Annotated in this window: 21 protein-coding genes, 1 other RNA gene and 1 pseudogene; 17 read left to right on the top strand and 6 right to left on the bottom strand. The window is 38.4% G+C overall.

The features are described from left to right. Positions 1–213 precede the first annotated feature (213 nt). From R2H34_RS11655 to R2H34_RS11625, 7 genes are all read left to right on the top strand, one after another. Complete coding sequence (locus R2H34_RS11655; protein WP_125297830.1) at positions 214–4,002, top strand: DUF4132 domain-containing protein; 3,789 nt, start codon at positions 214–216, stop codon at positions 4,000–4,002. 12 nt (positions 4,003–4,014) lie between these two features. Then, positions 4,015–5,106: an ATP-binding protein gene (locus R2H34_RS11650; RefSeq protein ID WP_039048045.1), complete on the top strand. Its 1,092-nt coding sequence runs from the start codon at positions 4,015–4,017 to the stop codon at positions 5,104–5,106. Positions 5,107–5,362: 256 nt separating this feature from the next. Continuing rightward, positions 5,363–7,858, top strand: coding sequence for a DUF5682 family protein (locus R2H34_RS11645; RefSeq protein WP_087540523.1), 2,496 nt, complete (start codon positions 5,363–5,365; stop codon positions 7,856–7,858). Beyond that, positions 7,858–8,994 carry a VWA domain-containing protein gene (locus R2H34_RS11640; RefSeq protein ID WP_318342273.1) on the top strand — a complete coding sequence of 379 codons (1,137 nt, stop codon included), beginning with the start codon at positions 7,858–7,860 and terminating at the stop codon, positions 8,992–8,994. The genes R2H34_RS11645 and R2H34_RS11640 overlap by 1 nt, the downstream gene beginning before the upstream one ends. Continuing rightward, positions 8,991–11,123 (top strand): SWIM zinc finger family protein, encoded by a 2,133-nt coding sequence (locus tag R2H34_RS11635; RefSeq protein WP_087540527.1) that lies wholly within the window; start codon positions 8,991–8,993, stop codon positions 11,121–11,123. The genes R2H34_RS11640 and R2H34_RS11635 overlap by 4 nt, the downstream gene beginning before the upstream one ends. A 370-nt stretch (positions 11,124–11,493) precedes the next feature. Beyond that, positions 11,494–12,681, top strand: a complete 1,188-nt coding sequence (locus tag R2H34_RS11630; RefSeq protein ID WP_373865849.1) for a putative solute-binding protein — start codon at positions 11,494–11,496, stop codon at positions 12,679–12,681. Between the two features lie 155 nt (positions 12,682–12,836). Further along, entirely contained in the window at positions 12,837–13,865 is a 1,029-nt protein-coding gene (locus R2H34_RS11625; protein ID WP_151730688.1) for a transposase, read from the top strand. A 95-nt stretch (positions 13,866–13,960) separates the two neighbouring features. Here the strand turns inward: R2H34_RS11625 and ssrS are convergent. The 3 genes from ssrS to R2H34_RS11610 all read right to left on the bottom strand — a co-directional run bounded on the left by ssrS (position 13,961) and on the right by R2H34_RS11610 (position 15,077). Next, positions 13,961–14,142, bottom strand: a non-coding RNA gene (gene ssrS, locus R2H34_RS11620) — 6S RNA. 90 nt (positions 14,143–14,232) lie between these two features. Continuing rightward, the gene (locus tag R2H34_RS11615) at positions 14,233–14,520 is read right to left on the bottom strand and encodes a cell division protein ZapA (protein ID WP_004912439.1); all 288 of its coding nucleotides are present in this window, start codon (positions 14,518–14,520) and stop codon (positions 14,233–14,235) included. A gap of 2 nt (positions 14,521–14,522) precedes the next feature. After that, on the bottom strand, positions 14,523–15,077 hold the full coding sequence (locus R2H34_RS11610) for a hypothetical protein (RefSeq protein WP_004912436.1): 555 nt from the start codon (positions 15,075–15,077) through the stop codon (positions 14,523–14,525). 65 nt (positions 15,078–15,142) lie between these two features. Between R2H34_RS11610 and R2H34_RS11605 the strand changes: the two genes are divergently transcribed. The 5 genes from R2H34_RS11605 (at position 15,143) to R2H34_RS11585 (ending at position 20,454) form a co-directional block, all read left to right on the top strand. Further along, positions 15,143–15,775 (top strand): UPF0149 family protein, encoded by a 633-nt coding sequence (locus R2H34_RS11605; protein ID WP_087540531.1) that lies wholly within the window; start codon positions 15,143–15,145, stop codon positions 15,773–15,775. 67 nt (positions 15,776–15,842) lie between these two features. Continuing rightward, positions 15,843–17,159 carry a Xaa-Pro aminopeptidase gene (gene pepP / locus R2H34_RS11600; RefSeq protein WP_039048049.1) on the top strand — a complete coding sequence of 439 codons (1,317 nt, stop codon included), beginning with the start codon at positions 15,843–15,845 and terminating at the stop codon, positions 17,157–17,159. Between the two features lie 432 nt (positions 17,160–17,591). Beyond that, positions 17,592–18,803 carry a 2-octaprenyl-6-methoxyphenyl hydroxylase gene (gene ubiH, locus R2H34_RS11595; protein WP_004955280.1) on the top strand — a complete coding sequence of 404 codons (1,212 nt, stop codon included), beginning with the start codon at positions 17,592–17,594 and terminating at the stop codon, positions 18,801–18,803. After that, positions 18,800–20,032: an FAD-dependent monooxygenase gene (locus R2H34_RS11590; protein ID WP_087540533.1), complete on the top strand. Its 1,233-nt coding sequence runs from the start codon at positions 18,800–18,802 to the stop codon at positions 20,030–20,032. Before ubiH ends, R2H34_RS11590 begins: the two co-directional genes overlap by 4 nt. A gap of 173 nt (positions 20,033–20,205) precedes the next feature. Beyond that, positions 20,206–20,454, top strand: coding sequence for a hypothetical protein (locus R2H34_RS11585; RefSeq protein WP_004912421.1), 249 nt, complete (start codon positions 20,206–20,208; stop codon positions 20,452–20,454). Positions 20,455–20,475: 21 nt separating this feature from the next. Here R2H34_RS11585 and R2H34_RS11580 read toward each other — a convergent pair whose 3' ends face one another. Further along, entirely contained in the window at positions 20,476–20,925 is a 450-nt protein-coding gene (locus R2H34_RS11580) for a MerR family transcriptional regulator (RefSeq protein ID WP_171133331.1), read from the bottom strand. Positions 20,926–20,986: 61 nt separating this feature from the next. Here R2H34_RS11580 and R2H34_RS11575 point away from each other — a divergent pair, with 61 nt between their 5' ends. After that, positions 20,987–21,616, top strand: coding sequence for a cation transporter (locus tag R2H34_RS11575; protein ID WP_042890838.1), 630 nt, complete (start codon positions 20,987–20,989; stop codon positions 21,614–21,616). Positions 21,617–21,689: 73 nt separating this feature from the next. Here the strand turns inward: R2H34_RS11575 and rsmI are convergent, their stop codons facing one another. Further along, the gene (gene rsmI, locus R2H34_RS11570) at positions 21,690–22,529 is read right to left on the bottom strand and encodes a 16S rRNA (cytidine(1402)-2'-O)-methyltransferase (protein ID WP_004955272.1); all 840 of its coding nucleotides are present in this window, start codon (positions 22,527–22,529) and stop codon (positions 21,690–21,692) included. Positions 22,530–22,545: 16 nt separating this feature from the next. Here rsmI and R2H34_RS11565 point away from each other — a divergent pair, with 16 nt between their 5' ends. The 4 genes from R2H34_RS11565 (at position 22,546) to R2H34_RS11550 (ending at position 25,554) form a co-directional block, all read left to right on the top strand. After that, positions 22,546–23,481, top strand: coding sequence for a penicillin-binding protein activator (locus R2H34_RS11565; RefSeq protein ID WP_004912407.1), 936 nt, complete (start codon positions 22,546–22,548; stop codon positions 23,479–23,481). A 12-nt stretch (positions 23,482–23,493) separates the two neighbouring features. Then, positions 23,494–23,898, top strand: coding sequence for a YraN family protein (locus R2H34_RS11560; RefSeq protein WP_004955268.1), 405 nt, complete (start codon positions 23,494–23,496; stop codon positions 23,896–23,898). A gap of 69 nt (positions 23,899–23,967) precedes the next feature. After that, the gene (locus tag R2H34_RS11555; RefSeq protein ID WP_004912401.1) at positions 23,968–24,678 is read left to right on the top strand and encodes a BON domain-containing protein; all 711 of its coding nucleotides are present in this window, start codon (positions 23,968–23,970) and stop codon (positions 24,676–24,678) included. A gap of 3 nt (positions 24,679–24,681) precedes the next feature. Further along, complete coding sequence (locus R2H34_RS11550; protein ID WP_004912398.1) at positions 24,682–25,554, top strand: alpha/beta hydrolase; 873 nt, start codon at positions 24,682–24,684, stop codon at positions 25,552–25,554. Positions 25,555–25,571: 17 nt separating this feature from the next. On the opposite strand, the pseudogene nudC reads toward R2H34_RS11550, so the two are convergent. Next, a pseudogene (gene nudC / locus R2H34_RS11545) lies at positions 25,572–26,126 on the bottom strand (NAD(+) diphosphatase); the annotation flags it as partial. Positions 26,127–26,160: the final 34 nt, after the last annotated feature.

Genomic DNA, 26,160 nt, shown 5'->3' with positions numbered 1-26,160 from the left:
TTATCAAAAAACTGGTGCGACAATAAATGTCGCACATGCCTCATCCTGAGATTAACTCTCAGTAATATTTCTTTATAATCAAAACATCAGAAAATAGTCGTTGGATGAAGATGAATTGTTATAGAATCTTGGAATTAAAAGAAATCTTATATTGATTTTTAAACCAAAAAATCAAAAGTAATTAAAAAATTGGGGAAAATAAGAGGTTATTTTATGTTTGAAAGTATTAAGAATAAAGTCGCTGAATTAATCAATCCGCAGAGTCAAAACTCACTAGATTCAGAAAGTTTGGCGTTACTCACTACCATTGTTGAACCTTTATCTGAAGTAGAGGCAACGTTACCAAATCAAGTTTTAAACTTTATCGTGAATGGTCAAAAACCAGAGGTTTTATTGACATTACAGCAGCAAGCGACAGATAAAGTATGCGCCTTACTAGGTAGCCCTGGAACTTATGGATGGTATTGGCCATCAACTGAGCTTACTAGAGCACAAGAAAAACTATGTAAAGCCTCACAAAATGCGCGTTATAAACTATATATCAATATCTTTTCAAAACTGAGTAGGGATCAGATTATTCGCTATGGAAAATTCCTAGAAGCCGCAACTCAGCAACGTAATTATTCTCAACTTTCTAAACAAACTCCAGTTTGGTTTAGCTATGTACTGGTAGACGGATTATTAACAAGTTTTAATCATCAAAGTTTTGATGATCGTCAGAAAAAATCACATCGCGATCTTTGGTCACTTACAGCATTAAAGCAACTTTATTTATTTGAACCTGAAAATAATATTGAAGGGTTTATTACGACTTTATTTGAGCGTAATGGCGTAAATAGTTATCACTATGATCAATTAAATTTCTTGTTTAAGCTTTCGGATAGTGTCCAGTTCTTCACTGATTATGCACAAGAAATTCGTGAGACTTTACCTAAACTTTCTGCTGCAGCGCAGGGTATTTTCCTAGAGTTTATTGCTCAGCATCACGACTTATTACAACAACAAACCGAACTTATCATCATGCTTGCATTAAGTTCGAGCAAAGGTGTTCGCGAGCAAGCGACTGTTTTACTCACACATCTTGACGATGCTCAAAGCCAGCAACATTTGCAAAATTTCTTGATCAATGGCGAAAGCAAACAACGTAGTTTTGCCGCGGATTTGCTAGCACGTTTAGGAGAGCAAAATCGGGAAATCTTGCAGCAAGCAGCAGAAAATGAAAAATTAAAATCAGTTCAGGCAAATATCCTTTCTGCTTTGCAACGACTCGAATCTTTGGGTCAAGTGGTCGAGCTTGAATATACCTTACCTGATATTGAAGTGATTGAGGCTCAAGACATTCCTGAAAGTTTTGCTCAGGTTCTACAGGATAATTACTTGGCAGTAAAAGAAAAATATCGTCAAGCTGCAGAACAGGAAGTTGAAGATAATAAAGCTGTTGAGAAAGGTGGATACAAAAGCCATTGGAGACAGAATAACTACCGAGACTTCTGCAAATCATATGACAAAGTTGAAAATGTTGGGCAATTAATTCTTGGTCATCTAAATGGTCAAAAAAACTATCGTTCCTATATTGAAGAAATTGCCAATTATCAAAAAAAGTTACAGCAGTTACCTGAGTTTAGTTTGATTCATGCAGCGCGTTTGGTGCTAGGGAATCGAAACAATGATTGGATCAACTGGTATCAGTTTTTCCAGTTTTTAGAGACTAAGAGTTGGGAAAAAATTGAGTTACGTCAGTTAGACCAAGTTTTGCAACAAGTCGGTATTTCAGAAGAGAGTAGTAAACGTTGTATTGCAAATGAATACCTAGAAAACTATAGCGGTGATGAACTAAATACTCGAATTGCTGATGATGAAAAAGTCATTCCTTTTTTTATTGAGAACATTGATTTAATTGCTGAAGCTTTAGGGCTACTACCAAGTAAAAATCAAAATTCATGGCGCTATTATGATCCAATCAAGGCATTAGCTCTATTACAACGTTTTCCACAAGTACCTAAACAGTTTATTCCTCGATTACTTGAGTTTGCTTTGGGGGATGGAAAACGTTTACGTTTTGACGCTCAGGAAGTATTAAAAAAACTCCCTGATATTCATTTAAGAGCGATTGAAGCTTTAGAAAATGGTAAACAAGAAATTCGTATTACAGCAGTCGAATGGTTAGCGCGTTTACAACATCCCTCTGCGGTCACAGCGCTTTATGATTTATTAAAAAAAGAGAAAAAAGAAGTTGTTATTGCTGCAATTCTGACGGCTTTAGAGCAGTTAGGTGAGGATATTAATATTTATCTTTCGCCAAAAGCATTGCTCAAAGATGCTGAAAAGGGTTTGAAAGCTAAGATTGCTAGTAGTTTTACTTGGTTTGATTTACAGCATTTACCTCAAGCGCAGTGGCAAGATGGTACAACAGTTGATCCTCAAATTATTCAATGGTGGGTCGTTTTAGCAGACAAATTGAAAGACCCTGTGCCCAATGCATTGTTACAGCGTTATATGGGACTGTTAAATGATAAAAGCCAACAAACGCTTGCATTGTATTTACTGCAAAGCTTTATATATCAAGACACTCGTAATCCAACCTTAGAAGAGGCGATGGAGGTTGCAACGAAAGAAGCACCGAGTCGTTTAGCATCTTATCAAGATTCATTTAAACGCTGGGGACAAAAGTACCCTGAATATTATGGACGTTATGAACACATCACATTGGAAGAAGTGGTTGAAGAAATTAAACGTGAGCGTTTAGCAATTTATTTAGGTTCTGCAATTAAAAGTAAAGGAATGTTGGCACTTACTTTTAAAACGCAAGGTAGTGTTGCGGTGAAATTATTGCAAGATTATATGAAGCAACATTATCAACGTCGTGCACAAATCGAAGCGATGTTGAGTTGTTTTTCAATCAGTGATGATCCATTGATTATTCAATTACTTCTGAGTTTGTCACGTCGTTACCGCACAGCATCTGTTCAGAATCTAGCGAAACAATTGGTTGAACAAATCGCAGAGCGCAATCAATGGAGTAGTGATGAATTGGCAGATCGCACAATTCCGACCGCAGGCTTAGATGATGCAGGTGTATTGAGTCTAGAGTACGGTTCTCGAGTCTTAACTGCCTATGTAGACGATAAAGATAAGTTCGTACTTAAAAATGAAGATGGAAAAATAATTAAAGCCTTACCTGCTGCACGACAAGGTGATGACGAAGGCTTAATTAAAGAAGCTAAATCATTATTCAGCAGTAGTAAGAAAGAGTTTAAACAAGTGATTGATCTACAAACACAACGCTTGTATGAAGCCATGTGTAGTGAGCGAGCTTGGAGCAGTACGGATTGGCAAGAATACCTGTTTGCACACCCAATTATGAAACGTTTGATTCAACGTTTAGTTTGGTTAGAAGTTTCTTCAGAAGGTACTATTTTACAAAGTTTCCGTCCTAGTGATGACGGCAGTTTATTAAATCTTGAAGATGATGAAATTGAATTAGCACAAGATAGCCAAATCAAAGTTGCACATGGTGTTTTGATCAGTGCTGAAGATGCAGAAGCATGGCAAGCACATTTTAAAGATTATAAAGTGAAGTTCCTATTTGAGCAGATGACACACCAGCTTCCTGTTTTTGAAGCACATGCAGAAATTATTGAGGATCGTAAAGGCTGGTTAACCGATACATTTACTTTACGTGGAGTGATTACCAAGCTTGGTTATCAACGTGCTTCAATTGAAGATGGTGGTTCTTTTGATAGTTACTTTAAACCATTTAGCCAAATTGGTTTATCTGCGGTGATTCGTTTTAGTGGCAGTTATGTGCCTGAGGAAAATCTTGCAGCTGTATTGTACGACCTCAGTTTTGAGAAAAAGAATGTACGTTCTTGGCGTGACAGTGGAATGAATTTAGCAGATGTACCGCCAGTGTTATTAGCTGAAACTTATGCTGATTATTTAAAAGTTGCTGAGGCATGTTCTGGTTTTGATCCTGAATGGCAGAAGAAAACACCTTGGTAAAATGGTAAAGATATGAATCCACAAGACATTATTAAATTAAGTGCTGAACAACGTTTTGCAGAAGAACTTGCAATAATTAGTGAGCATGACCATGCACCTAAACCACAAGGTTGGTTACGTTCACCACGTGCGGTACGCCAATTTATTCTCGGTGATGAGAAATTAGCGATTAGCCGTAAATTTTATGGTGATGATGCTTTAGTCGACAGAGCGATTGTGACTTTACTGGGTAAACAAGGTCTCATGTTGGTTGGTGAACCAGGTACAGCAAAATCTATGCTGTCCGAATTATTAGCAGCAGCGATTAGTGGTGACTCAGGACTTACCATTCAAGGAACAGCAGGCACGACTGAAGATCATCTCAAATATTCATGGAACTATGCTTTATTGCTTGCTGAAGGTCCAAATGAGAAGTCTTTAGTGGCATCACCTGTTTATCAAGCGATGCAGCATGGCAAGATTATTCGTTTTGAGGAAATCACGCGTTGTCCACCTGAAATTCAGGATGTTTTAGTTTCATTAATGTCTGAAAAGACCATGATGATTCCTGAGCTTGGGGATCAAGGTCGTATTTATGCAAAAGCAGGATTTAATATCATTGCTACCGCTAACTTAAGAGATCGCGGTGTGCATGAGATGTCATCGGCATTGAAACGTCGCTTTAATTTTGAAACTGTACGACCGATTGCTGATCCTGTTTTTGAACGTGAGCTTGTACTGACTCAGTTGAAACGCGAGTTAGGAGAGTTATCTGATCTGATTCAAATGTCTGAATCTGTGGTTGATCTACTGGTCACAGTTTTTCAAGAGTTACGTCAAGGCACAACCAAAGACGGTACATCTATTAAAACACCTGATGCTGTGATGTCGACTGCTGAAGCGGTCAATATCGCTTATGCAGCTGCTTTAGAAGGCTATTATTTAGGTGATCAATCTTTGAGTAGTGCTGCGATTGCGCGTCAGTTGATTGGCGTGGTGTTAAAAGATAATGCTGACGATGCCAAGCGGATGCGTTTTTATATGGATAATGTTGCCCGTGAACGTGCTAAACAGGATGTAACTTGGAAGGCGTTTTTTGATGCTGGAAAAACGTTTTGGCAGTAGATTTTTTGAGTCTTAACTGAGTCGTGCCGAGTTCTCATCTTATTTGAGGATAAGTCCTCGGCTCGACCTACTTTTGTTTCGACAAAAGTAGGCAAAACCATTTGTCATTCACAGAACCTGTTGACTTCTTAGATTTAGTTAATCGAGTCGCAGAAACAACATTTGACAGATACCACGCAGGCTGTGAATGACGGGCCGAGTATCAGATGTTGTATGTAGTTTATATAAAAAGTGAAAATTTATTGAAATAAAGAATATGACGATACCACTACGCTTACAACAAGCATTACAACAGCAAAAGGCTTTGGCAGATAAAGGTATTCATTTTTTACCTATTCGCCATCATAGCCCAGCGTGTGCTTATGCGGCTTTACAATCGTTGCAGCAATTACAGCCTAAGCATGTATTGATTGAAGCACCACGTTCATTTAATCGTTTAATTACAGATTTACAGCATCCAGATAGTCAGCCACCACTAGCTGTACTGTGTCAAACCGAAATCATGGAAGCAAATAATAATGCTGCTACTGATGAAAAGACGGAACAGAAACAAACCCGTACGGCTTATTATCCATTTTGCGATTATTCACCTGAATGGGTTGCGCTGCGATATGCGCCAGAAATTGATGCTGAGGTTGAGTTTATTGATTTAGCATGGACAAGTCAGATTGATCATGAATTAAAGACAATCACCAAACAAACTTTGCAAAGTCGAAGCTTACAGCAAGAGCGCTATTTGGCTCATAGTCAGTATTTACAAACCATAGCACAGAAGTTGCACTGTCGAAATCATGATGAACTTTGGGATCACTTATTTGAGTTAAAGCCAAAGCTGGAGATGCATGATTGGCAAAGCTTTTTCCATGAGGTGCTCGTTTGGTGTGCTATGTCTCGTTTAGATTACGAGGATAGTGTTTTAGAAGCCGATGCTTCTTTAATCCGAGAACAATGCATGCTGCAAAGCATCTTAGAATGCTATGCAAATAAAAAGGGTACAATCTGTATCCTCACTGGTGGTTTTCACACCTTGGCCTTAATTGAGCAATTGGCAGCATATTTACTGGTTGAGAAACCTAAGAAAATTAAAAAAATAAAGTCCGCCGATCAGGATGACCAAGCGTGGTTGATTCGTTATAGTTTTGATCGTCTTGATGCTTTAAATGGTTATGCTTCTGGTATGCCATCGCCTGCATTTTATCAACGTTGCTGGCAACATATGATGGAGAAATCCTTTGATGATGCTGAACAGCGACAAGCCTTAATCGTTGAGTTACTGTCTGATTTTTCTACGCAATTACGCGACCAGCAGATTTTAGAAAGCAATTTTATTACGGTTAAAAATGCGACTGAACAGGCGATTAGATTAGCGACTTTAAGAGGACATCATTTAATTAGTCGTTTTGATTTGATTGATGCCTGTCAAAGTAGTTTTGTCAAAGGCAGTTTAGATGAGGGACAACAAGCATTTCAAAGCCTATTGAAGCAAATTCTGGGGGGGGCGCGTCTAGGACAAGTGGTGCAATCCACGCAAACACCGCCACTGTTAGCTCAAGTTTATGATTTAGCAAAAGTTCATCGTTTTAAATTGGATGAAACGACCACCAAACGCGCAAAACTGGATGTCTTTCGTAATCAAAAACATCGTTTGCGCAGTCGTTTTCTACATTTACTTGATTTCTTGCAAGTGGGATTTGCCAAGTCAGTGAGTGGCCCAGATTTCTTAGGTGGTGGGCGCTTACATTTATTATTTGAAGAATGGGATTATGCATGGACACCCCATGTTGAAGCTCAGTTGATTGAATTATCAGAGTTAGGAAGTGAGTTAAATACTGTTGCAGTACAAAAACTCTTGCATATCAAACAGACTTTTTCTCAAACAGGACAAGGACGGTCATCACATCTTGCAGTACAGCTTTTAATTCGAGCAGCATTGATGGGATTGCACAAACAAATTCCAATTCTGTTTGCTGAAGTTCAACAATTTTTACCCACTGATCCTGATTTGGATTCGGTGATTCAATGTGGACAAAAATTATTAAATTTATGGACAGGCAAAGATTTTTTAGCTTTTCAGCAACAACCTGAACTCAAAGCGCTGATGCAGCAAGTCATCCCCACAGCTTTATTTTTACTGTCTCAGTTGGCAACGCCACCAGCAGACCAACAACAGCAAATTCTTAATCAAGTTTTGCAATTACGCAATTTGTCTAAGCAGATAAATCGTGTAGTAGGTGGTGAGCAAAATTTCTTAGCACAATTTTATAATGCTTTAGCACGATTAAACACGGACTGGCAAAAGCTAGATGTGTTGGCAGGTGTGGTTGATGCCTTACGTTTTATTGATGGTGATTTGACTGAACAGGATTTACAACAATCAGTTCAGCGACATTTTGGTTTAGGTGTTAACCCTGAACATGCGGTCGCTTATCTATCTGGAATGATGCAAAGCGCACCTGAATTATTATTGCGTTATCCTGCAATGGCACAACTACTGAATCAACTGTTATTAAAATGGGACGAGGCTGCCTTTGTGGCGATTCTGCCTGATTTACGCCAATCATTTACTCATTTTAAACCGAAGGAAACAGCAGCTTTTGCTGAGCAGATTGCGCAGCTGAATGATGTTTCAAGTTTGGATATCTCTCAATATATCAGTGAGGTTTCACAAGCTGAAATGCTACAAGGTGTTCAATTAAATCAACAACTACAAGAATTTTTGATCGAGCGAAATTTACAAGGTTGGTTAGTATAATGAATGATTCAAACTCTAATAACCTTGCAGCACGTTGGCGGTTGATTCTGGGTCGCTATAGTGATCGAGCTTTGGATCAAGTACAGCTTGATGCAGAACAATTACGTTTGGAACGTACTCTCGATTATTTATACAACCGTGAGTATGAACAACGTGGTCATGTTGCAGGGGAGTCTCGTCATGGCTCATTAGATGACTCACAGCTCACTGCAATTAATTGGCTCAATCAAGCGCGAAAATTATTTCCGCAAAGTACCTTTGAACGTATTCAAACTCAAGCAGTTGAACGCTACCAATTAGATGCATTACTCAAAGATCCGCAAAGCTTAAAAAGTTTAGAACCTACACCTCAGCTTGCTAAAGCCTTGTTGACGATGCGTGGGCGAATGAATGCGCAAACTCGAGATGCTGTCCGAGAGATTATTCAAACCGTAGTAGAGCAAATCGTTGCACGATTAAAACCTAACTTTATCAATACGATTCATGGTCGACGCAATCGTTTTCGCCGTTCTTTGCTCGCAAATAGTCAGAACTTTGACTGGCGACGTACGATTCGAGAAAATCTAAAACACTATAATGCTGATTTAAATAAGCTCATTATTCAACAACCATTCTTCAATGCGCGGGTACAACGTCATTTACCTTGGACTGTGATGTTGTGCGTGGACCAAAGTGGTTCAATGATGAACTCTGTCATGTACAGTGCGATTTGTGCCAGCATTCTCGCAAGTTTACCTGCTGTAAAAGTACATCTCGTATTATTTGATACCAATATTGTTGATTTATCTCATATGGCACATGACCCAGTTGAAGTGCTCTTAACTGTTCAGCTCGGTGGTGGCACAGACATTGCCAAAGCGGTGAATTATTGCGAACGTTTTATCACACAACCAAATCGCACGATTTTTACGTTAATCAGTGATTTTGAAGAAGGTGGTTCTGTAGCACATTTACTCAATGCGATTAGTCGCTTGCAATGTCAACACGTAAAGTTATTGGGCTTAGCTGCATTAGATGAACAAGCTAACCCTGTCTATGATATTCAAATGGCACAAAAACTGAATGAGAGGGGGATGTCTGTTGCAGCGCTAACCCCTGAACATTTTGCTGAATGGATGGCAGAGGTGATGCAATGAGCTGGCAACACCAATATTTGGCTTATGATCAAGACAGTCTTGCTACTTATGCAAATACTGGTTTGGTTCGCCGTGCCTTAAAAGATATTGAGGCAGGAAAGGTTATTTTACAAACGGAGCGATCTGAACACATCACCATTGAGAGTGATGGTCAACAGGTTGGTTTATCATCGGCAGGTTTAGTCAATGCATCATGTAGTTGCCCTGCAACAGGTGCTTGTAAGCACATTGTCGCAGCCGTTTTATATCTGCAACAACATTTACAAAATTCAGTTCAGCAACCAATCGAAAATCTAACAACAGACTCAGCTGAGGATATTCAAAGTACGACTGTTGAATTGGTTGAACAACTTGAAAATAATTTCCAACCCAATCTGATCGAAGAAATATTGAGAGTTGATCTCAACCAAATCGCAAAGAAAATAGGTAAAGCTCAAACTCAAAAAGCCATCAAACTCGCTCGTCTTTGGCAAAAAGAACAACAAACGGAATTACTGGAAGAAGAATACAGTTTAAAAATTCGTATCAAGAGTCTGGCTGAAGACATTATTTATGTGGCAGGGGCTAGTTTTGCTGGAATGCTGTCAAATTTAGAAAAGGATCAGTCTGCATATTATCTAGCTGCTTTAAGTGAAGTACAGCGACTTCAAGGAAAATTCTGGACTAAGTTGGAACTCAATGAGACAGAGAATCCCGCGGTTCTGAGTGAGAGTGAAGGTCAATTTATTATTGAATTAAAAGATGATCTTGCTCAGTTGATTGAGTTTGGTTTATCGCATGTAAATGAAATGACTGCACGACAATTACATCTACTGAATATGTCTGCTAGAAGTGAGTCATTAGCTCGTTTGGCTGCAATGTTAAGGCAACTGAGCGGTCAGGTTGCTCGACTTTTAAATCGTGACGAACATAGTTCTGAACACGAAACATTATTATATTTAGCTCAAATCAATGCATATCTTTACCAGTTAGAACATGCTAAGGGTGAGGTTTTAGTTCGCTTAAGAGGTAAGTCACGTCGTCAATATGAAGTAGATCAAGAACAAGTTGATTTAGAGCTTTTACCTTTAGGCGCACGTTGGTGGCGAACATTGGGTGGTGCTAGAGGAATCACTTTATATTTCTCAGAGCAAGAAAACCCTCAAATTTTTGAGGTGACACTAGCGCGTACTGAAAATAATGACCCGAACTTTAATCGTTACAATGCATGGTCTCAGCAAAGCATTTGGATGATGACAGCTCAACAACTCATGCAAAAAAAAGTACGATTACAACAGCCACGATTTTCTGAGGATGATCGTTTATCTGCTTCAGGACAAAGTCGAGCCTTACCACTTAATAACTTAAAAGATCTTCAGGATTTTAGTATTTATCAACACATCGGATTTGATAATTGGCACAAACTACAGCAACGTTGGCAGCAACAATTACAAAGTATTGAAGGTATTGATCAAACAGTAATGCTTAATATTTCTAGCTATGACAATCCTCAAGTTGATGAAATTGAGCAATGTTTGTGGTGGACGGTCTATGATCAGAATCAATCAGCGATACATTTACGTTTAGATTGGAAAACGTCAGAAATAGAAAAAATTCGTCAGCTCGAACGCTTGTGTAATCAAAAAACTCAAATTAACTCTGTTTTTGTATATTGCCAGATTAAAGGACATACCTTGGTGTTATCGCCAATTAGTTTATTGATCACGCAAAATGAAAAAACACGCTTGTTTAACCTAGATTTTGATCAATTAAATGAACCAAAAAAGACTTTGAAAGAAAGTATCGTTGGACGGATTGAACAACTCTTAATGATGAAACAACAACAGAGAGCAAAATTTTCATCTATTCAAATGAGTTTAAGTCAAAAAGTGTGTGAACCAATTTTTGATGTATTACTTAGTCTGAGTTGCTCTGGGCGTATGATGCTGAGTTCATCACAGATCGAAACATTGCAACAACAACGTCAGTTGGCATTAGATGCAGGAATGAACATACTTGCAAAGCAAATCACATCACTTTTAGCCGAGTCTAAAATCAATGTTGAGTCAATTTTACGGCTTATTTATCTCTGTGATTTAATTCTACGAATGCAAGTGGAGTTACCAATTCAACTGAATCAAAACTTGTAATATGTTTGATATTTGATTGTAGTTAAAGAAAACTCGTTGGATTAATTCTAGATTTTTCATACTTTATGTTGTTTGGATAAGCAGATTTGGGTTTTACTAAGGTATAGACGCTGGTTTTAGATTGTTTTAGTCGGATAAATATTGTCTCTCGTATTCTATAAACTTCGAGAAAATATAGACTATTATCAAATAATGAGAGTTTTTATGCTTTTCTTGACTTAATTGACATCATCTAAGTAAAAGCAGTCAATTCTATTTTGATTTAATGACCTTAACTTGAATAAAAACTATTGGGAAATAGCTAAAAATGGACCGTTTAATCCATAAAAATAAGTGCAGGATGTCAATTAAATCAATTCTTATCTCAGGAATGTTGGTCTCGTCATTCGCCATGATGAGTCCAACCTATGCTGCTCCTGAAGGGAAGTTAGATCTAACGCTTTCAACTCATTCGCAGAATAAAGTTAAAAAACTACTCAATGACCCTAAAACTTGGCAGCAGATTCCTAAACAGGTCACTTTATGTGTGTATTCGCCGAATGGTGAGCATAGTGAAGCATTTGAACAAGCAACTAGCTATATCACTGAAATTCCAAGAATGGTAAACGTCGCCAAGCAGTTTGGTGTCAATATGAAAGTTGCTCGCCCTTCGCATTTACAATTTAAACTGGATTTTGATTATCCTAAACTTAAAAAAACAGCATCTACATTGGTGAACCTAAAGGTTTATACCAATGAAGCTGTTTTAACCGAAGATTTTCGTAGTAAACGCTGTGATGGTGCAGGTATTAGTAATCTACGAGCGAAACAATTTAATAAATTTGTTGGAAGTATTGATGCAATTGGTGCACTACAAACATACAAACAATTGAGCGCAGTGATCCAAGTTTTAGCAAATCCAAAGTTTGATGAAAAGATGGTGAACAAAGACTATGAGGTTGTCGGGGTAGTACCATTAGGTGCTGCTTATATTATGGTCAACGATCGAAATATTAATACTCTAGCTAAAGCTGCAGGTAAAAAGATTGCTGTATTCCAATTCGATGAAACCCAAAAGAAATTAGTTCAAAATGTAGGTGCTCAACCTATTTCGGTAGATTTAGTGAGTGTCGGTGGTAAATTCAACAATAAAGAAGTCGATATTATGGCTGGACCTGCGATATTGTTTGAACCACTTGAGTTACATAAAGGGATGAGTGATAAGTCTGGCAAAGTTGTTGGTGGGATTATCAAGTTCCCTGTCATTCAAGTGACAGGCACATTGATCATGCATCGCAATAAATTCCCAGCAGGAATGGGATCAATTGCGCGTGAGGTCATTTCTAAACAGCTCAATCCAGCATTTGAATTTGTCGATAAATTGGAAGCTAAAATTCCAAGTAAATATTGGTTAACACTAAATGAAAGTGATAAGCCTGGTTATGTTCGTCTCATGCGTGAAGCACGTATCCAAATGACTAAAGAAGGCTATTACGATCCAGATATGATGAAGTTGCTGAAACAGGTTCGTTGTTCGCAAGCGCCAAGTCACTATGAATGTGCCTTGAACGATGAATAGATCTTAAAATTTTGAAGTGATAACGCCATAGTACATATAGCATGTGCTATGGTTTTTTAATTTGAAATGTACTAAAAATAAGAAGAGTTTTGAAGGTTATAGGACTTACGCATTGACGGATTCAAAAAAGTACTAAAATACTTTATAAAGTATCTGTGATCAGACAAATTAAACATGCTTCTACAGCAACTTGTACTCTACCCATTTATATGGGCTTTCTCATGACAGAACCGAACTCTATTAGCTGCACACAACTTGCCGAGACTTATAATATCTCGCATGATAGTGTAAATCGCTTTCTAGAGCGTGAAGATTACACACCTCACGACCTATATCAAGAATCAATTCAACATATTGATAATAACAAACTTATAGTCAGTATTGATGATACTGTTTTAGATAAACCATATAGTCAACATATGGACTTAGTTAGTTATTTTTGGTCAGGCAAACACCACCGATCCGTCAAGGGTATTAATCTCATTACCTTGTATGCGACAGATCAAAATGGTCAAAATATTCCAATTAATTTCCGAATTTATGACAAATCTGAAAGTAAAACCAAGAATGATTACTTTATGGATATGTTAAGTGAAGTACTCAGTTGGGGTGCAAAGATTCAATTTATTACAGGTGATAGTTGGTATTCATCGACTGGAAATTTAAAAACCATAAGAAAATATGGTATTCGATTTATGTTTGGTATCGACTGTAACCGTAAGGTTTCCCCAGAAAAAGGACAATGGTTTCAACTGCGTTTATTGCCAGATTTCCATCAGGGTCAAGTAGTCTGGCTCAAAGATTTTGGCTTTGTACAATTATTTAAGACTCAGTTAAAAGAACAGCAGAGGTTTTATATTGTGCATCAAGATGAAGATGATTTATTGTCCTTTGAGGGTTTTCATGAATTACATTCAAGTCATTGGAAAATAGAGCAATATCACCGGGTGATTAAACAGGTTTGTCATATTGAAAAGTTTCAAGTAAGACGATCTAAACTGATTTTGAATCATATTTTTTCAGCCTTGATGGCCTACGTTGAGATACAAAAGAACCAGTTTGAGCGGATCTTTGAAAATATATATCGTTGGCAGAAGAAATTATTTAGACCAATGATCAAAAACTTCATTGATGACTTTATTCTCGATAAAAATCATCTGCTACCACAGAGAATCTATAAATAATAGTGCGTAAGTCCTAGGTTATAAAAATAAAAAAACGTTTTGATTGAGAGGGGATTATAAATTGAATTTTCTTTTGATGAGAACCATTAGAAAAGTAATGCTCCAGAGGTGCCGCTGCATGGTCGTTACCCTGAACCCGATGAGTTCAAGGTGGAGGTGACGTACACTTACTGGGTTTCCTACTCGAGGCAGGCATACACTCAAAATGTACAGGACACATCCATAAATTTAAGTATCGGCAGGGGACTAGACGTACTGGCGAACACCCTAGAGACAGTTTTAGTATAACTGATCTTTACACGATGACAATCCTTGCAGATCACATATCTGTAAAGATACTTACTAATTGATGGGGCTTTGTGCAATTTTACTCAACAGTTTGTTCGACATCTTCCAAGATGGTTTGAAGTAGGCGCTCACAGTGAGCATATTCCTGCAAAGATTTATTCAAACTAAACACATCTTGTGCCATCTGTAAGGCAACCATAATGACTAATTTATTGTGTTCTACACGAGGAGCATTACGTCGCATATCCTGAAACTTTTGATTCAGTAGTTCAGCGGCACGCTCTAATTCTTCACGTTTGTCTTCAGTAGTATTTAAGCGAAAAGTCTGTTCAATTAAACGAAGTTCTACTGTCACTTGTTCACTCATGATCAGTTTTCCTCTTGTAGTTCAGCATTCGGGTGAGCAAGTTGCTGAATTTCTTGTGCATGATGATCTTGCGCAGTACCTAGGATGGCAAGACGTTGAATAATTGCTTCAACTTTTGATTTTGCAAGCTCATTTTTTTGCAATAAACGATCACGATCTTGCTGAAGATCTTGGATTTCTTGCTGACTATGACGTTGTTGTGCTTGGAGCTTCTCTTTAGTCACACGTAAATCATTACGCTCTGCCAAAATCTCTTGAAAGCGATTTTTTAAGTCAGTGGTACTTTTTTCCAAGCGGCTATAGCGTTCCGCTAGTGTTGTCGCATCTTGATTGAGCTGCTTAAATTGATCTTGTAACTGAGTTAATTGTTCAGTTAAGTTATCAACTTCGTCCTGCTTTTGCGTGATGATGCTATTTTTTTGCACGATTTGTGCATGATGGTCTGTTTCAGCTAAAGCTTTAGCTTCAGTGAGCGAAGTGTTTTCGCGCTCTAAATGATGTAAACGTGTTTTTAAAACACCAATATGCGCTTGTAGACGCTGTAATTGTTCTAACATAACGAGGTCGCACAGAGTTGCAATCAAAGGTAATATATACAGCAGTATAGAGATTGGATAAACGAATGCAAGACGATATTTCAGGTTGGACGGATTGGAATGCCCATTTTGATGGGATTGAAGAGATTTCAAATCCAAGTGAGTTACATGGATTACTCACAGGTATAGTTTGTGTCACACAAGCACCAACAAAAGACGAATGGTCACAAATTTTAAATACTTTAAATGTTCCTGCATTATCGGAAGAGGCATTAGAAAGCTTAACTGACGAAAGCGAAGACGTTTCTCATGCCTTGTCTGACGATGAGTTAGATTATTTGCCGATGTTGCCAGATGATAGTCATCTACTTGTTGATCGAGTTCAAGCTTTGGCAGATTGGTGTGCTGGTGTGGTTCTAGGCTTCGGTTTAGCATCAGGACATATTCGTGCTGATGAACAAGAACTCATTGAACACTTACAAGATGTTGCAGCAGTAGAGTTTGAAGATTCAGATAATGATGACGAAGGTGAAGCAAGTTATGAAGAGTTATACGAGTTTGTTCGTTTAATTCCAGTGAGCTTATCGATTGGTCGAAAAAAGATTTCTGTTAGTGAAAGCTCACTCTTAAAAAACTTTCATGCCAAAAGCAGAAATCAAGAAAGCACAGCTGATCCACAAACTATTGTAGAAATGTTTACACCGCATCGTCCGAGTTAATGCGGTATTAAATCTCCCTAATAAATCCCTCTTACTTTTTAGAGGGACTTTCAAGCTGCAGGATAATATGAAACTAACTCAAGCTGATTTTAAACAACGCCGTGATCATTTAGCTCAGAAAATGGGTGCAAATAGTGTTGCTATTATTGCGACACGTGCAGAAATGTACCGCAATCGCGATGCAGACTATAAATATCGAGCTGACAGTAGTTTTTATTATTTAACTGGTTTTGCTGAACCTGAAGCAGTTGCGGTATTGGAAACCTTCGCTGAAGGTGAAACGTATCGTTATTCCTTATTTTGCCGAGAGCGTAATCGCGAAATGGAGATTTGGAATGGTTACCGTGCTGGTGTGGAAGGGGCTGTTGAAATCTATGGTGCAGATGAAGCATTTGCAATAGATTTATTGGATCAGGAAATCATTGCAAAGCTCTTAAATAAAGATCGTTTGTATTTTCGAATTGGTCATCAAGCTGAGTTTGATGCCAGAGTAAGTCAATGGATTCAAAAAGCTGATGCTCAACAACGTCGTGGATCAACCTCTCCAGCAGAGGTCATTCAGCTTGATCGCCTTATAGATGAGATGCGTCTGAAAAAATCAGCGCAAGAAATCGAGCTAATGCAGATCGCATCAAATATTAGTGCAGATGCACATACACGTGCTATGCAATCAGTGAAACCAGAAATGATGGAGTATGCACTTGAAGCAGAACTCAATTATATTTTTGGTAAAAATGGTTGTGTACCAGCCTACAATAGTATTGTCGGTGGTGGAGAGAATGCGTGCATTTTGCATTACGTAGAAAACAATAAACCATTAAAAGATGGTGATTTGGTTTTAATAGATGCTGCTTGTGAATATGAATTCTATGCATCTGATATCACTCGCACTTTCCCAGTCAATGGTAAGTTCAGTCCTGAGCAAAAAGCACTTTACAATATTGTATTAGATGCACAACTAGCTGCGATTGATGCAACACGTATCGGCAATCACTACAAATATCCACATGAAGTCGCTGTAAAAATTTTAACTCAAGGTTTGGTTGATCTTGGCTTACTTAGCGGTAATGTAAATGAGTTGGTTGAAAGTGAAGCATTCCGTCAATTCTTTATGCATGGAACTGGGCATTGGCTTGGTATGGATGTGCATGATGTTGGTGCTTATAAGCATGGCGAAGACTGGCGTGCTTATGAAGCAGGTATGGTAGTCACCGTTGAGCCTGGTTTATACGTCGCACCCGATGATGAAACCGTTGATGCGAAATGGCGTGGTATTGGGATTCGTATAGAAGATGATATTGTAGTCACTGAAAATGGACCGTTGGTTTTGACTAAGAATGTAGTGAAAACTGTTGAAGAAATTGAGCAATTAATGGCTAGTTAAGTCTGAAATATTGATCTAAAGGCTTATTCTATCTAGGATAAGCCTTTTTTATTTGTCGAATTAAAATAAAACACAGACCAAACAAAGTACAAATTCCAATCCCAATTTGAGTTAGAGTAAGATAGGCTAGGGTCTGTAGATATTTCATAAATGCTTGCGACAGTGGATATTTTTTAGGTGATACAAGGCATGGCTTATGAAATTTAGTCATTCTAAATAAATAAGCCATAACGCAGTAGCGACAAAAAATATCCCTGTCCCACAGGGTTATGGTTAAAACTTCCTTAAACTTTGTTATGAAACTTGACAAGGAGTTGCCATTGCCTACGTTTCATGCCTCGTTTAAGTTGTTTTAGCCTATAACGCAACCATAGATGAAATATCAACAAACCCTTAACATCAAGTCATGAAAAACTGATAAGGAATAATATTATGCAGCAACAAGTCATCATTGTCGGTGGGGGTATGGTTGGACTCAGCCTTGCTTTAATGTTGGCAAAATCTAATATTGCCGTAAAGCTATTAGAAGCTGTGAAATATCCAAATTACGATGACGAAAATCTAGCTCCATATCACTCAAGTTTTGATGCTCGTAACACCGCTTTGTCACGCCGTAGCGTGCAAATTTATCAAAAGTTAGGCTTGTGGGATGCATTACAACAGCATGCGACCCCAATTTTACAAGTGCATATCACAGAGCAGGGTAGCTTTGGTAAAGCACGACTAGTCGCAGAACAAGAGAAAGTAGAAAGCTTTGGGCAAGTAATTGAAAATGCGTGGTTAGGTCGAGTATTACTCACCCAAGTTCGTCAGCAGCCTCTGATTGAATTAATTGATGGGGTACAAGTGACGTCACTGACACAAGATGCAGATGAGGTTCACATTGAAGCCATGCGTAATGGTGAATATATACACTCGCTCAAATCAAAGTTAGTGATCGCAGCAGATGGTCGTGATTCTTTCTGTCGTCAAGCAATTGGTGTGGGTGTGGATGAACATGATTATGACCAAGTTGCGATTGTCACAACGGTTCAAACCTCTAAACCTCATCAACAGGTTGGTTTTGAACGTTTTAGCGCTTTAGGACCATTGGCATTATTACCTCTACCAGGTGAATACCGCCGCTCAGTGGTTTGGCCTGTGAAAAAAGGTACGGAAGCCGAATGGTTAGGCGAAGAAAATGATCAACACTTCTTAGATGCCCTACAAGAAACTTATGGCGATCGTGCGGGTAAATTTGAAAAAACGGGTAAACGTTTTAGTTATCCATTGTCACAAGTTTTGGCTCACAAGCAGGCGGTTGGTCGTGTAGTTCTCATGGGTAATGCAGCGCACACAATTCATCCTGTTGCAGGGCAAGGCTTTAACCTTTGTTTGCGAGATGCCGATGTATTGGTTCGCTATTTACTAGAGCAGTTAGCGAAGTCTGATGATATTGGTCATCCTGATAATTTATTGGCTTATGAGCAAGCACGTTTAACAGATCAGCAGCGTGTGATTAAGTTCTGTGATTCAGTGGTGCGTGGTTTTAGTAATCAAAATCCGCTTCTTAAATTAATAAGAAATACAGGATTGATTGCATTTGATGTGATTCCTGGCATTAAGCCTTTGGTTGCGAACTACGCGATGGGGCTAAAAGCATGAGTGAAATGTTAGATGTCGTCATTGTTGGTGGTGGATTAGTCGGTGGTTTAACAGCTTTGTTGCTAGCACAAGGTGGCGTGCAAGCAACAGTATTGGATGCTGCACCAGTGCTTGATCAAGACAAAACTTTAGCCGTGATGAATCCACGTGTGTTGGCTTTAAGTCAAGCAACGATTCATCTACTAAAGACAGTTGACGTTTGGAATGATTTAGCACGACAAATGCCATATTCAGGTATGCAAGTCTGGAATAAAAATGGTTATGGTGAAATAAATTTTGGACATGCTTCCGAAGAGCAACCTCGTGCAGATCAAGCTTTAGGTTCAATGGTTGAGCCAAGTGTTTTGAATATTGCGATACAGCAAAAAATGTTACAGCAGCTCAAAGATTACCGTACCCAAGTAAAAGTTATTCGCATTGAGCAAATTGCAAAAGGTTGGTCGATTCAACTCGCCGATGGCACGATCCTCAAAACCAAGTTATTGATCGGTGCTGATGGTGCAAACTCATTTGTACGTGAGCAAGCATATATTGATTTAGATATTTTAGACTACAAACAAGCCGCAATCAGTTGTGCGATTAAAACGACACAACCGAATCAATATGTCGCACGCCAAATTTTTCTACCTACTGGTCCACTTGCATTTCTACCTATGGCAAGCTTAGATCAACAAGAAAATGGCTACTGGCAATCAATTGTATGGACTCTACCTGATGATTATGCGGATGAATATTCGAAGTTATCAGATCAGGAGTTTATGCAATTACTGACACGTGAAAGTTTGCAAATGCTGGGTGAAGTGGTCGATGTAAGATCAAGAGCACAATTCTCACTCAAAGCAAGAGCAGCTCAGCGTTATATCAAATCGGGTTTAGCTTTGATTGGAGATGCTGCGCATGTCATTCATCCTTTGGCAGGTCAGGGCGTAAATATCGGTTGCTTAGACGCAGCAGTTTTATGTGATGTTTTATTGCATGATTTAAAACGTGGTGTATGGGCAAATGAGCAAACTTTGCTTCGCTATGAACATCAACGTAAAGGTCAAAATGATGCCATGATGCACAGTATGTCAGCAATCGGGTGGTTAGAAAGTTCGGAGCTATTTCCCTTTGTTTGGGCAAGGAACTTTGGATTAAAGCAAGTCGAACAATTTGAAGTACTCAAGGATCGCTTTATGCAACAAGCGAATGGATTGGGCGCATTGCAACACACACGCTACGCTTGCTAAAAAATAGTAGATATTTTTTATACAATCATTTATAAATCAGAGTGAATTTGGTCGTTAAAAGTACAATTTGTTAAACATTCTACTTTGATAAATGAGAAGAGCTTGTTACATTTCACAAAGTTCTGATGACCAAATAACGATGATGAAGATTTAGTCATTGTGGGGAGAGTAATATGACGGAAATTAATGATTACGATGAAAATACTGAAGACTCTGCTGTAGACGATGAAGAGGCGAAAGCAGCAGAAAGCGGTGCAGATAGCGAAGAAGCAACGATTGATGATGCTGATCTAGCTGAAGCTGAAACGCTAACCGTGACTGCTAAACAGAAGCAGCGTCAGGCTTTGGAAGACGAAGTGGCTGCGTTCCTCGCTCGTGGTGGCAGAATTACTGAAGTTCCTCCTGGTGAACATCACGACTGAATTTAAAGCATTTCAAAGGCATCACAATTGTGATGCTTTTTTATGTTGATGTAACGTGAGATCACATTCTAGTGGCTGATGTAATCCTTTTAGGATTCCGCATTGTTCTATCGTGCGGTGTTGAGAGCATTGTTGTTTCAGTTGAATAAAATCTTGCTTGAGGTGCTCTAAATTTTGAATCTTTTGAGAAACCTCATTAAGGTAATGATCAATCAAGTGATCAACTTCGATACAGGTTTGGTTGGGATGAGTTGATAACTCTTTCAACTTTTGAATATCTTGCAGGGTTATGCCCAATTCGCGGCAATGTTTTAAAAATAAAAGTTCTGAAAGTATCTTTTCAGAATAATGTCGATAATTTCCTGCTGTACGTTTTGCTTTTTCAAGTAATCCAATCTTTTCATAATAACGAATGGTATCTATTGAAACACCTGACTTTTTAGATAATTGCCCAATTGTAAAATTCATTATGCTTGACTCTAGAGCTACTCAAGGGTTTTTAATCACTATAAAAGATTCTTAGAGAAAAGTCATGGCAGGATGTGGTTGTAATACAGCGTGTTCCCCAGCAAAAACAATGAGTCCTAAGTTTAGAAAGGCATTATGGATCGCATTAATTTTAAATGCACTTATGTTTTTTGTAGAAATCATCGGAGGAGCGCATGCACAATCTGTGTCTTTATGGGCTGATGCACTAGATTTTGCAGGAGATGCTGCAAACTATGCTATTTCATTAATTGTGCTTTCTATGAGTTTGTATTGGCGAGCAACGGCAGCTTTACTGAAAGGAATCACAATGGCTGCTTTTGGTATCTTTGTGATCATTAAAGTGATTTGGTCATGGTGGATAGGTGTGATACCTGAACCTATGCTAATGGGAGCTATTGGGATATTGGCATTACTGGTTAACGTATTTGTTGCCATCATGCTTTATACATTTCGAGATGGTGATGCCAATATGCGTTCCGTATGGTTGTGTAGCCGTAATGATGCGATCGCAAATATTGCGGTAATTTTCGCTGCAGCAAGTGTTTGGGGAACAGGAACCGTCTATCCAGATTTATTGGTCGCTTTTATTATTGCTTACCTCGGTGTGAGTTCAGGATTGAGCGTAATTCAACAGGCGAGATCAGAGCGAAAAATGGATCAAAGTCGAATTTAACTAAAACGCTAAATTGATAGTCTTTTTTTAAAAAAGGATGTAGATATTTTCAGTAATCTACATCCATTTTATTTTAATCTTGTTGTGTAAGTTCTAAAGCACGTTGGTAAGCAACTTTCTTTTTGATTCCTGTTAAATCAGCTGCTAATTGTGAAGCTGCTTTGACGGAGAGATCTTGTAGTAATCTTTTCAATAAGTCATCTAGCTTATCTTGTTCCATATCTTTTTCAGTCGTAGCACCACCAACGACAACAACGATTTCACCTTTTTCTTGGTTGTGATCATTCTGAATAAACGTTACGAGTTCTTTTAACGTCATTTTTTTGATCGTTTCAAAAGTTTTGGTAATTTCGCGAGCAAAACCTACAGGTCGATCTTCACCAAAGACCTGAACCATGTCTTGGATACATGCTAAAATTCGATGAGGTGCTTCGTAGAAAATTAATGTTTGTGTTTCATCTTTTAGCTTTTCAAGTTGACTAATGCGTTGAGAAGCTTTGGATGGAAGAAATCCTTCGAAACTAAAACGATCGCTAGGCAAACCAACAGCACTTAATGCTGCGATCGCTGCGCATGCGCCAGGCACAGGAATAACACGTATTCCATGTTCTTGAGCAGCACGAACCAGTTTGAAACCAGGGTCACTAATTAATGGCGTTCCAGCATCACTGATTAGCGCGACGTCTTCACCATTTAACATTTTTTGGAGAAGTTGATCAATTTTGTTACTTTCATTGTGATCATGACACGCAGTTAATTGAGTTGAGATATTATAGTGTTTAAATAACTGTGCAGATTGACGAGTGTCTTCTGCCGCAACTACCGATACAGACTTTAAAATATCAATTGCACGATAGGTCATGTCATCTAAGTGCCCAATCGGGGTTGCTACAACAAATAATTGAGCACTCATAAAAGGTAACTCCCTAATGTATATAAAAAAATATTGGCTGCCGCTTTTTTTTGCAGCATTTGTGAGCCCAGCTTATGCGGACATCTTGGTGATTCTACCTGAATCTGGTGCTATGGCGCGAGCGAGTGAAAACATTAAACGTGGTTTCTTGAGTGCTTATGCAGCATCTGGCAGCCAAGAAAAAATAATTTTTGCCGATTCAACTAAAAATAGTATGGATTACATCTTTAAGAAGAAGGTGAATAACAAAATTAAATTGGTTGTTGGTCCTTTGGCTAGAACTGATATTGATGCTGTCATGCAACTGGAGCTTAAACTTCCTGTACTGGCACTAAATGATGTAAATCAACATGCTGAAAATGTGTGGCAATTTAGTTTGTCGAAACAACATGATGCAGCTGCCTTGACCCAATTATTAAAAAACGATCGGGTAAAAAAATTATGGGTTCTGCGTGAAACTGGTACTGAAGCAGCTACAGAATTATTTATGCAGGCTCTTTCGGTAGAATTCGGTTCAGAAATACAAGTTATAGACACTCTGCCTAAAAAAATCTCGAGAAAGGAAGGGTTGTTACTGCTGGGGCATCATCAATGGATTCAACAACTAGGTGAGCTACCTGAAAAGAAAGTCTATGCAACACCATTAAGTATCGAGCAGGGACAGACTATTCCTTTAGGACTTAGCTTTTGTGATACGCCTGCATTGTATAATGGACAATGGGTAGATCTTATTGAAGCGTATAAAGAGCAGCCTGAAAATATGGCATTTCAACGCTTACTTGCTTTTGGTGGTGATGCATGGACAATCACTCAATATTTATTGAGTAATCAGAATCAGCAACAAACTTCATTTATGGGGCGAACTGGTGCAATAAGTTTTAAAGACAATAAAATTTTCAGACAACCAACTTGCTACCTGCAACAAGAGCACGGAATCCAAATCTTAAAATAAGAAATAAATGTCATGACAGAAAACGCAAATGAACTCGGACATTGGGCTGAGCAACAAGCATTAATCTATCTTCAACAATTTCAATATGAATGTGTCGCTCAAAATTACCATTCACGTTATGGAGAAATCGATTTAATTGTAAAACGACAGAATGAGTTGATTTTTGTTGAGATAAAGGCACGATCGGCAGGGAGCTATGCGGAGTCATGTGAAGTGATTACACGCTCGCAACAACGAAAAATAATAAAGACCGCGCAGCAGTTTTTACAGAAAAATCCTGATTATGAGGATTTTGATTGTCGTTTTGATGTGATTTGTTTTGATTTTCCACAGAAAATTGCAAAAACAGTACAACCAGACTTTTCAAAATTGCAGTATGATCAGCAGTGGATTGAACATGCATTTACTTTAGATTGAGCATTAATTTGGTCATTTTGAGATAAATACCTAAGATTGAACAAGTTTGTAGATAGGGAGTCTTGCCAAGTGTTAAAACGTTTAACGATTACGTTACTTTGCGCTGCAAGTTTATCAGGATGTGCGAGTTTTATTTCGGGTGGAACAGGAACTTCACCTGTCGGCACAGATAGTGGGGAACGTAGTCTCGGACAAGTATTTATTGATTCGTCTATCAAGCGTACAGCCAATATTAATTTGTATAAATTAGATCACCGTTTTAAACAGTCCCGCATCAATATTGAAAGTTTTCATAGTAATGTCTTGTTAACGGGGCAAGTACCTGATCCATATTTGAAGCAATTAGCTGAAGATAATCTTCGAGCAATGAGTGATGTCAAAGCTGTACATAACTACATTACTGTTGGTGATAAAGTTGGCTACAACACGATTATGCAAGATGCAACAGTAACCGCCAATACTCGTGGTTTACTGATGAAAGCACCCGTAGTTTCAGATAGTAAAGTACTGGTACACACTGAAAATGGTGTTCTATATGTCATGGGACGTCTAAATACTGCAGAAATAAGAGATTTGGATGACGTCTTACAAAAAGTTGGTAATGTGAGTAAAATTGTTACTCTGATTGATAATATTGAGCAATCATCTGGAACGATGGCGAGTTCAACCACAGCAACTCCTATGGTGGGTACAGTGACGACACAACCTCTCGTTGAAACTCCAGTAGCAATTGATCCCGATCAGGCAGAACCTGCGACTTCTACACCGACTGTACCCTAATTTATGAAGCAACTTATTCAACAAGTTCAAGAAAATGTGACACGGGCGAAAAGCTTTTATCAAGAGTTTCGTCTGTATGATCTAGCCAGTTACTCAATCAATTATCTGACACCAAAGGATACCTTTGAAAAGGAAGAGCATCTTGCCTATGGTTTAAAGGCAAGACATCGTTTAGACCTTTATCGAACTAAAAATCCTAAAAAGCAGCGACCATTGATTGTGTTCGTGCATGGCGGGTCATGGCAACATGGTAATAAACGTGATTATCTTTTCGTAGGCGAAAGTTTTGCTCGAGAAGGTTTTGATGTCGCTGTTATTAATTATCAACTAGCCCCAGAACAAATTTTTCCTGCATTTGTTGATGATCTTGCTCAGGCAATTCATTATCTAAATCAAAACCAAGCAAAACTGAATATTTCTACTGAAAACATTATCTTAATGGGGCATTCCGCGGGTGCTTTTAATGTAATGTCAGTAGTTTATTCTCCGTACGCTCAGAACTTCAAATATACTGATAAGATCAAAGCAATCGTGGGAATGGCTGGTCCATATCATTTTGATTATAAAGATGATCCTCTTTCTGAACATGCCTTTGATCAGCATGTACCGTATAAGCAAGTGATGCCATATTATTTTGTCAATCCGAACAAGATTAAGCACTATTTGTTGATGGCGGAAAACGATCAGTTAGTAGGTAGTCATAATACATTTGATCTGGATAAAGCACTAAGAGAAAAAGGCAATCATAGCCATGTGATGGTGATTCCAAAAACTGGACATATTACCATCGTGGCAACACTTGCAAGTTTTGTCAGTCATTACTTCAAAACGAAACGCACCATTATGCATTTCTTGGAAGAGGCTTTAGAAGACTAAATAAAAAAGCATCTTAATTAAGATGCTTTTTTTTGACCTATGATTTGAGTAATCATACTGTGGGCAATACTGCCTTTGAATGGGATTTCAGGTAATTCATTAAACTTGAAGAACTGAGCGTCACTAATTTCTTCTACTTGCAATTCAATGTCACCCGATTCGTATTCAGCATGAAACGCTATCATTAAGTTACTAGGGAATGGCCAAGGTTGGCTAGACATGTAACGAATATTTTTGAGCTTTAAACCAACTTCTTCAAGCGTCTCACGTTGTACAGCTTCTTCGAGAGTTTCACCGACTTCAACAAAGCCTGCAATCAAACCATACATATTTGATTTGTTATGAGCGGATTTTGCTAGAAGAATCTCGTCAGACCCTTTTGTGATCACTGTGATAATACAAGGTTGAACTCGAGGATATTGGTGGTACCCACAAGCAGGGCAAACCATCGCATATTCTCTCGAATGCACTTCGGTCATATGACCACAATGACTACAGAATTTATGGTTACGACGCCACTCAAGTAATTGGACAGCACGGCTTGCTTGTAAGAAATCCGAAGTATCCCATGATTTGAACCGTACCAGGTTTGTCGGAGACTCAATA

It is taken from the genome of Acinetobacter sp. 16, assembly GCF_033439925.1.
Classification (GTDB): Bacteria; Pseudomonadota; Gammaproteobacteria; order Pseudomonadales; family Moraxellaceae; genus Acinetobacter; species Acinetobacter junii.
Note: the sequence above shows the minus strand (reverse complement) of the source record. Positions and strands in the feature narration are given on the sequence as shown.

Excerpts from the sequence above, each read along its gene's own strand:
- R2H34_RS11655 (WP_125297830.1), top strand. The coding sequence starts at position 214 with ATGTTTGAAAGTATTAAGAATAAAGTCGCTGAATTAATCAATCCGCAG.
- R2H34_RS11650 (WP_039048045.1), top strand. The coding sequence starts at position 4,015 with ATGAATCCACAAGACATTATTAAATTAAGTGCTGAACAACGTTTTGCA.
- R2H34_RS11645 (WP_087540523.1), top strand. The coding sequence starts at position 5,363 with ATGACGATACCACTACGCTTACAACAAGCATTACAACAGCAAAAGGCT.
- R2H34_RS11640 (WP_318342273.1), top strand. The coding sequence starts at position 7,858 with ATGAATGATTCAAACTCTAATAACCTTGCAGCACGTTGGCGGTTGATT.
- R2H34_RS11635 (WP_087540527.1), top strand. The coding sequence starts at position 8,991 with ATGAGCTGGCAACACCAATATTTGGCTTATGATCAAGACAGTCTTGCT.
- R2H34_RS11630 (WP_373865849.1), top strand. The coding sequence starts at position 11,494 with ATGTTGGTCTCGTCATTCGCCATGATGAGTCCAACCTATGCTGCTCCT.
- R2H34_RS11615 (WP_004912439.1), bottom strand. The coding sequence starts at position 14,520 with ATGAGTGAACAAGTGACAGTAGAACTTCGTTTAATTGAACAGACTTTT.
- R2H34_RS11610 (WP_004912436.1), bottom strand. The coding sequence starts at position 15,077 with ATGTTAGAACAATTACAGCGTCTACAAGCGCATATTGGTGTTTTAAAA.
- R2H34_RS11605 (WP_087540531.1), top strand. The coding sequence starts at position 15,143 with ATGCAAGACGATATTTCAGGTTGGACGGATTGGAATGCCCATTTTGAT.
- pepP (WP_039048049.1), top strand. The coding sequence starts at position 15,843 with ATGAAACTAACTCAAGCTGATTTTAAACAACGCCGTGATCATTTAGCT.
- ubiH (WP_004955280.1), top strand. The coding sequence starts at position 17,592 with ATGCAGCAACAAGTCATCATTGTCGGTGGGGGTATGGTTGGACTCAGC.
- R2H34_RS11590 (WP_087540533.1), top strand. The coding sequence starts at position 18,800 with ATGAGTGAAATGTTAGATGTCGTCATTGTTGGTGGTGGATTAGTCGGT.
- R2H34_RS11585 (WP_004912421.1), top strand. The coding sequence starts at position 20,206 with ATGACGGAAATTAATGATTACGATGAAAATACTGAAGACTCTGCTGTA.
- R2H34_RS11575 (WP_042890838.1), top strand. The coding sequence starts at position 20,987 with ATGGCAGGATGTGGTTGTAATACAGCGTGTTCCCCAGCAAAAACAATG.
- rsmI (WP_004955272.1), bottom strand. The coding sequence starts at position 22,529 with ATGAGTGCTCAATTATTTGTTGTAGCAACCCCGATTGGGCACTTAGAT.
- R2H34_RS11565 (WP_004912407.1), top strand. The coding sequence starts at position 22,546 with ATGTATATAAAAAAATATTGGCTGCCGCTTTTTTTTGCAGCATTTGTG.
- R2H34_RS11560 (WP_004955268.1), top strand. The coding sequence starts at position 23,494 with ATGACAGAAAACGCAAATGAACTCGGACATTGGGCTGAGCAACAAGCA.
- R2H34_RS11550 (WP_004912398.1), top strand. The coding sequence starts at position 24,682 with ATGAAGCAACTTATTCAACAAGTTCAAGAAAATGTGACACGGGCGAAA.